7 protein-coding genes are annotated in these 9,462 nt (G+C 77.0%); 4 read left to right on the top strand and 3 right to left on the bottom strand.

Going from position 1 to position 9,462, the window contains the following annotated elements; genetic code table 11:
• Positions 1 to 23: 23 nt before the first annotated feature.
• Together MW084_RS12510 and MW084_RS12505 are read right to left on the bottom strand one after the other, a co-directional pair.
• A complete protein-coding gene (locus tag MW084_RS12510) occupies positions 24 to 3,128 on the bottom strand; it encodes a sacsin N-terminal ATP-binding-like domain-containing protein (protein ID WP_275563596.1) in 3,105 nt (1,034 codons plus the stop codon).
• A gap of 678 nt (positions 3,129 to 3,806) precedes the next feature.
• A complete protein-coding gene (locus tag MW084_RS12505; RefSeq protein WP_010469734.1) occupies positions 3,807 to 4,733 on the bottom strand; it encodes a DUF3027 domain-containing protein in 927 nt (308 codons plus the stop codon).
• A 278-nt stretch (positions 4,734 to 5,011) separates the two neighbouring features.
• Here MW084_RS12505 and MW084_RS12500 point away from each other — a divergent pair, with 278 nt between their 5' ends.
• From MW084_RS12500 to MW084_RS12485, 4 genes are all read left to right on the top strand, one after another.
• Entirely contained in the window at positions 5,012 to 6,418 is a 1,407-nt protein-coding gene (locus MW084_RS12500; protein WP_010469733.1) for an MFS transporter, read from the top strand.
• A gap of 64 nt (positions 6,419 to 6,482) precedes the next feature.
• Positions 6,483 to 6,980 (top strand): hypothetical protein, encoded by a 498-nt coding sequence (locus MW084_RS12495; protein ID WP_010469732.1) that lies wholly within the window; start codon positions 6,483 to 6,485, stop codon positions 6,978 to 6,980.
• 2 nt (positions 6,981 to 6,982) lie between these two features.
• Positions 6,983 to 7,735, top strand: a complete 753-nt coding sequence (locus MW084_RS12490; RefSeq protein WP_039829005.1) for a futalosine hydrolase — start codon at positions 6,983 to 6,985, stop codon at positions 7,733 to 7,735.
• Positions 7,736 to 7,741: 6 nt separating this feature from the next.
• A complete protein-coding gene (locus MW084_RS12485) occupies positions 7,742 to 8,581 on the top strand; it encodes a 1,4-dihydroxy-6-naphtoate synthase (protein ID WP_010469730.1) in 840 nt (279 codons plus the stop codon).
• 52 nt (positions 8,582 to 8,633) lie between these two features.
• On the opposite strand, the gene MW084_RS12480 is transcribed toward MW084_RS12485, so the two are convergent.
• Positions 8,634 to 9,017 (bottom strand): cold-shock protein, encoded by a 384-nt coding sequence (locus MW084_RS12480; protein WP_010469729.1) that lies wholly within the window; start codon positions 9,015 to 9,017, stop codon positions 8,634 to 8,636.
• Positions 9,018 to 9,462: the final 445 nt, after the last annotated feature.

Genomic DNA, 9,462 nt, shown 5'->3' with positions numbered 1-9,462 from the left:
GGCGGCCCGGCCCGGCCCGCCCGTCAGTCGAACCAGCGGTCCCGCGCCAGTTCCTCCGTACGCGACGGGTCCTCCAGCAGCGCCGCCACCTCGAACCGGCGCGGCCACTGGCCCGCCGCCCAGGCCAGGCCCGCCGCCACGCCCTCCAGCGTCGCCGCGTGCACCGTCCCGTCCGGCGTGATCCGCCAGTCCAGCTCCACCCCGCCGGCCACCAGCTCCCCGTGCTCCACGTACGTCGCCGGGGCCGCCGGGCCCAGCAGCGCGCGCACCGGCGCCGGTACCCCGTGCTCCTCGCCGTCCGTCGCCACCTCCGCCGCCACGGCCTCGCCCAGCCGCCGCACCTGGAACAGCTCCGCCAGGTCCGCCGCCCGCGACGGCGCCACCGGCAGCAGCGGCAGCCCGTCCGCCAGCGGCAGCAGGTCCGGCGCGTCCGCCACCACCGCGTCCGCCGCGTCCACCACCCGGACCTCGCCGTCCACCACGGCCCGCAGCTCGTCCGGCAGCGTCACCTGCTCCGGGTCCAGCTCCGCCAGCGCCGAGTACAGCCCGTGCAGCTGCGCGGCCGTCACCTCCCGGTCCGGGTCCGCGAGCCGCCCCAGCAGCTCCGCCGCGCCGCCCGGCTCCTCCAGCAGGGCCGCCACCGACGTGCGGACGCCCAGGGCGCGCAGCACCTGCGCGTCGCCGAAGCCCGTCGTGTCCACCGGCTCGTACAGGCCCTCCAGCAGCGGGTCGGCGCCCGCCGCGCGCAGGCCCGCCGGGCGGCGGCCGTCCAGCACCGGGTGGTCGCGCAGCCACCACGCCGTGTACGGGCGGACCGTCTCCGTCGTCCCGTCCGGCAGCAGCACCCGCACCGGCTGCGTCAGCGCGTCCCGCAGCGGCGGCCGGGACAGCAGCGCCAGGGCGCGCGGCCACGCGTCGTCGTCGACCAGGTCCAGGTCCCGCACCGCGACGATCTCCGCGGCGACCGGCGGCACCGGGGTGTCCGGGAGCCGGTCCAGCACGTCCTCGCACCACACGTCGACCGCGTCCAGCAGGCCCACGTCGTCCGGCTCGGCGTAGTCGGAGTCGCGCGGCTCCAGCTCGTCCGGGTCGAGCACCACGTCCGACGCCCGTACGAGCGCGAAGTCGGCCAGCACCCCGCACGCCGCGAGCGGCTGCCCGCCCCAGCGGGCCGCCAGCTCCCCGTCGCACAGCGCCAGCTCGCCCTGCCGCATCACCGACGCGAACGGGCTTCCCGGCAGCACCAGTTCACCGGCCGGGGCGAGCTCCCCGTCCTCGTCCGGCAGCGCCAGCGCGCCCAGCCACGGCTCGTCGCCCGGCTCCAGGCCCGCGTCCCGCACCAGCGCCAGGACGGTCTCCGCCAGCTCCTCGGCGTCCACGCCGTCCTCGTCCCACACCTCGTCCGCGTCCAGCGACGCCGCGACCGCCGCCCGCACCTGCGGGGTCGTCAGCACCGCGCGCGGGGTCGCGGGGAGGGCGCCCAGCTTCTCCAGGAGCGGGTGCGCCGCATCGGGGTGGGCGACCTTCAGTCCGAGCCGGGCCAGGTCCGCCGGGGTGTCCGGCAGCGGCAGCAGGACCTGCCGGGGGCCGATCACCGTACGCCCGTCCGTCAGCGGCACGGGCAGGCCGGTCAGCCGGTCCGGGGCGGTGCCCGCCAGCGAGTCGTACAGCCGGCGCCACCACTCCGGGGACCGCTCGGCGCCCGCCAGCCGGTCGATCGCGTCGCCCAGCGGCAGCCGCGCCACCCCCAGCGCCCGCAGTTCGGCGCGCCGCTCCAGCCCGGCGGGCAGCAGCGTCGGCAGCACCTCCGCCAGCACCCGCACGGTGTCCGCGCCGGCGCCCTCGACGACCTCCGCCTCGAACGGGCGCAGCGCCGTCAACTCCTCCGACGGGGCCGCCGGGGCGAGGAACGGGACGCGGGGCAGCAGCTCCAGCACCGCCCCGCGGACCGCGCCGTCCAGGACGCCCTTGCCGAGCGGACCCGGCACCAGGTCGACGGTGCCGGTCGACACGGGCCGCCACGCGGCGAGGAGCTCCGCGTACGCCTCGGCGGCGCGGGCGACGGTGAAGTCGGTGAGCGGACCGGGCGCCGGGTGGCGGCGCGTGGAGTCCAGCGGGAACGACGCGATGAGCAGCGCCGGCAGGGTCAGCGGCTCGTCGGTCGGCGTCGGCGCGTGCACGACGGGCGCCGTGTCCGGACGGACGGGGGCGCCCTCCGCGTCGACCGGGACGGCCCAGGTGACCGACCAGTCGGGGCGCAGCCGCTCCTCGACCGGGCGGTCCCGCAGCAGCTCCGGCGGGATCGGCCCGGTGCGGGTCACGGTGCGCCAGCGGGTGGTGCCGCGCGCGGAGTCGTCGACGACTGTGTGCTCCCCGTCCCGGCCGCGGGTGAGGGAGCGCGTGCCGGACGGGGTCTCCACGACGATCTCCGCGAGTCCCGGCAGGGTGAGCAGGAGCGCGTCCCCGACCCCGGCGAGGAGCCGCTCCACCAGGTCCGCGGCCGCCGCGTCGCGCAGCGGGAGGACGACCACCGTGTCGTACCCGGCGGGCGGGGCGCCCTCGGCGGGCAGCGGCAGGCGCAGCAGCGGCACGTGGCCGTCGCGGCGGCGCAGTTCGTCGCCGAGGCCGGGGCTGGCCCGCGCGGCCTCGGCGGCCATGTCGCGCGCCTCCGCGAGGGACCAGCGCACACCGCCGTGCCGGCCGATGACCGCCGGCTCGTCGCTCACCGAGAGGACGGCGGCGAAGCCGACGCCGAACCGGCCGACGGCGCCCTCGTGGCCCTCCCGCTTCGCCGAGGCGCGCAGCGTGGACAGCGACTCGACGCCCGTCGCGTCCAGCGGCGCGCCCGTGTTGGCCGCGGCGAGCACGGCCGGGCCGTCCGCGCCGGCCGGGTGCAGGGTGAGCCGGAGGCGGCCCGGCACGCCGGCGCGGGCGGCGGCGTCGGCGGCGTTCTGCGCCAGCTCCACGACCAGCCGGTCGCGGTAGCCGCCGAGGCTCAGCTCCTCCTCCGCGTTGGCGTCCTCCCGGAACCGCGCGGGACCGGCGCCCCACGCGTCGAGCACTCCGCGCCGCAGCCGCGCGGTCCCGAACGGGTCGGCGCCCTCGCCCGCCGTCGCCCTCACGCTCACGATGTGCTCCGCTCTCCTCGACGTACGAACCGGTCTGCGGCCGAAGGTACCGCGACCTCCCCCGCCGTCCTGAACGCGCAGGTGGGTGAGGGCCTGCGGGGTTTCCGGGGAGGTTCGGGGAAGACGCCCGGGGGGCGGCCTGCGGCCCCCCGATCCGGGAGGCCGGGGGCCGGACGCCCGTGCCGGACGCCGCGCGTCGGGGGCGTTCCCCGGGGATCGCGTCGGGGATCGCACCGTACCGGGGGTCGCGTCGGGGCGCCGCGGCGAGCGGTCGCGGCGAAGGGCCGCGTCGAAAGGTCGCGGCGAAGGGCCGTACCGAAAGGTCACGGCGAAGGGCCGCGGCGAAGGGCCGTACCGAAAGGTCGCGGCGAAGGGCCGCGTCGGGAGGCCGTACGAGGAGCCGCGCGCCGTGTACCGCGCCGTGCGCGGCCGGTCCGTGCCGCACCGGAGGACCGCGCCGGGACACCCCGGCGAGCGGCCGCGCCGAGGGGCGCCACACCCGGGGCCGGCCCGTAGGGGGGCGGCGGGCCGAGGAGCCGTACGGACGGCCGCCCCGGCCGATCACCCCGGGGGCCGCCCGGAGGGGCCGCGCGGAAGGAGCCGCCCCGGGGCGACCGCCCCGTGGGTACGGGCCGCACCCCCGGCGTGCGCACGCGACCGGGGGGCGGTCCCGGGCGGTTACGAGTGGCCCAGGTCCTCCGACGCCGGGTCGGGGACCGCCGGGACCGAGCCGGCGTCCGGGGACGGCGCCGGGTGGAGGGTGAAGGCGTCCGCCGCCATCGAGTCCAGTACGGGCTCCGCGGGGCGCGGCGGCTTCGGCATGACCGCCGCCTCCGAGTGCCCGCCGCACCCGTAGTCCAGCGACACGACCCGCCCGTCCGCGGGGGAGAACTCGTTCGCGCACACCCCGAACGCCTGCCCCAGCGATCCGCCGACCGCGACCAGGAAACCGCAGGACAGGCAGGAGGCCGGGGCCGCCTGGGCCATCGGGGTCCCCGCCCCGTACGCCTCCTCCCAGCGGTCCGCCGCCGTGTGCAGGCCGTACCGGGAGAGGACCCGCGCGCGCCGCATGCCGAGCTCGTCCGCGACGGCCGCGATCGCGCCCCGCGACGGCGTGCGGGACACGAACTCGGCGTCCTCCGCGTCGGCCCGCTCCGCCGTCCCCTCCGACAGCGCGGAGTCCGGCGGCGGCTCGTCCTCACCGGTGTACCCCGGCTCCAGCCGCGGGTCGTCCGCCTCGGTCGGCAGCAGGTCGCCCGGCCCCAGGTCGCCGGGGCGCAGCCGCTCGCTCCACGGCACCCACTCGGGCGCGAGCAACGCGTCGGGGCCCGGCAGCAGGACCGTCTCGTCGAGCGTGACGTTCTTCGCGCGCGACGCGCGGGCGACCGTCACCGCCCAGCGCCACCCCCGGTACCCGGGCTCGGCGCACTCGAAGAAGTGCGTGACGACCCGGTCGCCCTCGGCCACCGCCTCCACGTGCGCGCCGACGACACCGGGCGCCGCCGCCTCCTCGGCGGCCTCCCGGGCGAGGTCCACCGCCTCGGCGCACAGGCGGTCCAGGGCGGGGGCACGCCGGGCACGGCTTCGCGTCGTCGCTGCACTCACAGGTTCGCTTCTCTCCTACGCCGTCTTGACGGTGCACCGGCCGACGCGCGACTGCACGGGCGGCGGACGGAGCGGACCTGGGGACCGCATCGACGTCCGCGCCCGACGTGCCCGGGCACACCTCACGTCACCCATTCTGCGGGATGCCGAAGAAGCGTGCGGCCGAGACCTTTTCCGTCGGTGGCGCGTTACGCACGCTACCCCCTCTACGGCCCGCCGCCCACACGGCCGCCCCAAGTAACCGTTCGCGGACGGGAGCGGTGGGGCACTATGGCGAGGTGGCATCCGCGCGGTGGTCCCGGAAACCGTCGCAGCGCGCCGAGGGGCACGGACGCGCTGGGCGGCTCCGCGCGGCGGCCCGGCGCCTCGGCCGCGCCGCCCACCTGCCGTTCACGTCCACCGCGCGGGGCATCCGCCGCGCCACCCACGCCCAGGGCGCCGGGGAGTCCGGCCTCGGCAAGCTGATCGAACTGCACGCCGTGAACGGCGCGGGCGACGTGATGATCACCGTGGCGCTCGCCTCGACGGTGTTCTTCTCCGTGCCGACCGACGAGGCGCGCGGCCGGGTCGCCCTGTACCTCGCCGTCACGCTCGCCCCGTTCGCGCTCCTCGCCCCCGTCATCGGCCCGCTCCTGGACCACGTGCCGCACGGCCGGCGGGCGGCGATGGCGGGCTCCATGCTCGCCCGCGTGCTCCTCGCCCTCGCCCTGTCGGGCGCGGTCGCCACCGGCGGCCTGGAGCTGTACCCGGCGGCGCTCGGCGTGCTCGTCGCCTCCAAGGCGTACGGCGTGGTGCGCTCCGCCGTCGTCCCGCGGCTGCTGCCGCCCCGCTTCTCCCTGGTGAAGGCGAACTCCCGGGTGACCCTCGCGGGGCTCCTCGCCACCGGCGCGGCGGCGCCCCTCGCGGTCGGGCTGCACCGGATCGGGCCGCAGTGGCCGCTGTACGGGGCGTGCGCGCTGTTCGCGGCGGGCGCGTTCCTCGCGTTCACGCTGCCGCACGGGGTGGACTCCGCGAAGGGCGAGCGCAAGGCGCACATCCTCACCCACGGCGAGCGCAGGCCCGGCCTGCGCACGGTCGGCCCGGCCGTCCTGCACGCCCTCCAGGCCAACGCGGCACTGCGCGCGCTGTCCGGGTTCCTCATCTTCTTCCTGGCGTTCCTGCTGCGGGTCCACCCGGTCGGCGGGCAGAGCGCCGCCGTCTCCCTCGCCGTCGTCGGCATCGCGGCGGGCGCGGGCAACGCCTGCGGCACGGCGGTCGGCGCCTGGCTCCGGGACCGCGCCCCGGAGGCGATCATCGCCACGATGCTGGGGCTGGTGCTGGTCGTGGCGGCCGTGACGGCGGTGTTCTTCGGCGGGCCGCTCGTCGCCCTGCTGGGCGCGGTCGCGGGACTGGCGCAGGCCCTGTCGAAGCTGTCCCTGGACGCCCTGATCCAGCGGGACGTGCCCGAGTCCGTCCGCACCTCCGCGTTCGCCCGCTCCGAGACGCTGCTGCAGATGGCGTGGGTGGCCGGCGGTGCCGTCGGCATCGTCCTGCCGCTGGACGGCACGCTCGGGACAACCGTGGCGGCGGCCTTCCTCGCCGTCGGCTCCGCCGTCGCGGGCCGCGGCCTCCTCCGCTCGGCGCGGCACGACGGGCGGGCGCCGCGGGGGCCGTACGCCGCGGGCGGCTCCCGGCACGCCGGGTGAGCGTGCGCGCGTCGTACGAGCCCCGCATGAGCCCCCGGGCGCCGGGACCGATAACCTTCGGCCCATGACCGTTGCGTTCTTCTCCGGAAAGGCCCGCCGGGCCGGCGTCGCCCTGGGTGCCGTCTCCGCCGGCCTGATCGTCCTCTCCGCCTGCGGCTGGACCAAGCCGACGCCGATCGCGACCGTGACGGTCGGCTCCGACTCCTACAACACCGAGGCGGCCGAGAGCTGCTACGACGAGGGCGGCCTGAAGGAGTCCCGCGTCCAGGAGTGCCTCAGCGCCAAGGGCGGCAAGACCGTCGAGGTGTCCGTGGACGACCGGATCCGCTTCGGCGTGGACCCGGAGATCGCCGAGAACGGCTGGACGATCTTCCTGGACGGCGAGCGCGCCGAGCAGGAGCCGTACACGAAGACGTACCGCTCGATCAGCGCGAGCTCGTTCTTCGCCGGTCCGGCGATGGGCGGGCAGTCCCCCAGCAGCATCCGCGTGGCGATCCTGGAGACCGACGCGAAGACGAAGAAGGCCGTCGGCGTCTACCGCTTCCTCCTCAAGAAGGTGTGACCCTGCGCGTCCTGGTCGTGACCGCCGTGGCGGCGGAGGCGCACTCCGCCGCCGGCGGACTCGTCGGCTGCGCCGCCCGCTCCTCCCGGCCGCTGCCGAGCGGCCACACCGTGACGAGCCACCTGCTCACCGGGCCCCGCCTCACCCGGCTGACCGGTTCCGCCGCGTCCGCCGTGGACGTCCTCGTCGCCGGCGTCGGGCCCGCCGCGGCGGCGGTCGGCACCGCGACCGCGCTGGCCACCGCCCCGTACCCCTACGACCTGGTGGTCGCCGCCGGGATCGGCGGCGGGTTCGCGCCGCACGCCCCCCTCGGGTCCCTCGTGGTCTCCGACCGCATCGTCGCCGCCGACCTGGGCGCCGACACCCCCGACGGCCACCTGGCGCTGGAGGAGCTGGGCTTCGGCCGCTCCGCCCACACCCCGCCCGCCGCGCTGGCCGCCCGCGTCGCGGAGGCGGTGCGCGACACCGGCCTGCCGTGCCTGCTCGCACCCGTCCTGACCGTCTCCACCGCCACCGGCACCGCCGCCCGCGCCGCCGCGCTGACCGCCCGGCACCCGCGGGCCGGCGCGGAGGCCATGGAGGGTTTCGGCGTCGCCGAGGCCGCCGCCGCCCACGGCGTGCCGGCCGTCGAGGTCCGCGCCGTCTCCAACGCCGTCGGCCCCCGCGACCGGGCGGCCTGGCGGATCGGCGAGGCACTGGACGCCCTGCGGTCGGCGTTCGGACCGCTCAGCACCCGCGTCTTCAGGGAGGAGTGAGGGCCAGTGGCGACGCGCATCGCGTACTCCCCCTGCCCGAACGACACGTTCGTCTTCCACGCCTGGGCGCACGGGCTGGTGCCCGGGGCGCCCGAGCTGGACGTCACCTTCGCCGACATCGACGTCACCAACGGCATGGCCGAACGCGGCGAGCTGGACGTGCTGAAGGTGTCGTACGCCGTGCTGCCGTGGGTCCTGGACGAGTACGCCCTGCTGCCGTGCGGCGGCGCGCTGGGACGCGGCTGCGGGCCGCTGGTCCTCACCCGCGAGCCCGGAGCCGACCTGACCGGCCGGACCGTCGCCGTGCCGGGCGAGCGGTCGACGGCGTACCTGCTGTTCCGGCTGTGGGCCGCGCAGGCCGTGCCCGGCGGGGTCGGGGAGGTCGTGGTGATGCCCTTCCACGAGATCATGCCCGCGGTGCGGGACGGGAGGGTCGACGCGGGGCTCGTCATCCACGAGGCCCGCTTCACGTACCGGCAGTACGGACTGCACCGCCTCGCCGACATGGGCGAGCACTGGGAGGCCGCGACCGGCCACCCGATCCCGCTCGGCGCGATCGTCGCGAAGCGGTCGCTGGGCGGGGAGGCGCTGCGGGGCCTCGCGGACGCGGCGCGGCGGTCGGTGCGGCGGGCGTGGGCCTCGCCGTCGGAGCCGCTGCCGTACGTGCGGGAGCACGCGCAGGAGATGGACGCCGAGGTGGTGCGGCGGCACATCGAGCTGTACGTGAACGCGTACACCGAGGACCTGGGCCCCGGCGGGTACGAGGCGGTCCGTGCGCTGCTGGGCCGCGCGGCCGCCCACGGCCTGGTGCCCGAGGTGCCCGCGGGGGCCCTGGACCTTCCGTGAGGAAGGCCCCGCGGGACGGTGCGCTCCGCGGGGCCGGTGGTGTTCGCGGGGGTCAGACGTCCAGCTGGTCGGCGACCGCGCGCAGCAGCCCGGCGATCTTCCGGCCGTGCGCCTTGTCGGGGTAGCGCCCCCGCTCCAGCGTCGGCGTGATGTTCTCCAGCAGCGTCGTCAGGTCCTGCACGATCGACGCCAGCTCGTCCGGCTTCCGGCGCTGCGCCGCCGCGACCGAGGGGGCCGGTTCGAGGACCGTCACCGACAGCGCCTGGTCGCCCCGCTGCCCGGCGACCACGCCGAACTCCACGCGCTGGCCCGGCTTGAGTTCGTCGACCCCGGCGGGGAGCACCGACGAGTGCACGAAGACGTCGCCGCCGTCGTCGCGGGAGAGGAAGCCGAAGCCCTTCTCACTGTTGAACCACTTGACCTTGCCGGTAGGCAAAGCACGCACCTCATCCCACACTCAGCCGAACCGTCGTCTTCGCAGGTCAGGCTACCCAGCGCTTGCTCTTGCCTGCCGTCGTACCGAAGCTTTTCGGGCTTCCTGCCCCTCGTCAAGCCCAGCCGCCCCGGAGTCGGCCAAACCTGGCCGACGTGCGGTGGGCGTGCTCGCTCGGGGGGCGAGGAGGCTGGAGATATCTCAGCACACTTCCGGAAGCGCCACGCAAGGTAATACACGAACGACCCCCTCCCGCGGTGGATGCGAAAGGGGGTCGTGAAGGGGGTTGCAGAGCCCAGCGGCTCTCGGACCGGCGGCCCGGGCGACGCCGGATGAGCGAATCGGCCTGGAGCAGTTCTCGCAGGGTGAGCGGGTGATGCGGAGGGTCGCTTTCCGGCGATTCGGCCAGGACGCACACGGGAGACAGCCGGCCTCCGCGTATGTCTCG

It is taken from the genome of Streptomyces sudanensis (genome assembly GCF_023614315.1).
GTDB classification, from domain to species: Bacteria; Actinomycetota; Actinomycetes; order Streptomycetales; family Streptomycetaceae; genus Streptomyces; species Streptomyces sudanensis.
This window is presented reverse-complemented; position numbering and strand designations above follow the sequence as displayed.

What these genes read in the sequence shown, in the direction of transcription:
- MW084_RS12495 (WP_010469732.1), top strand. Translation starts at nt 6,483, where the DNA reads ATGACCGTTGCGTTCTTCTCCGGAAAGGCCCGCCGGGCCGGCGTCGCC.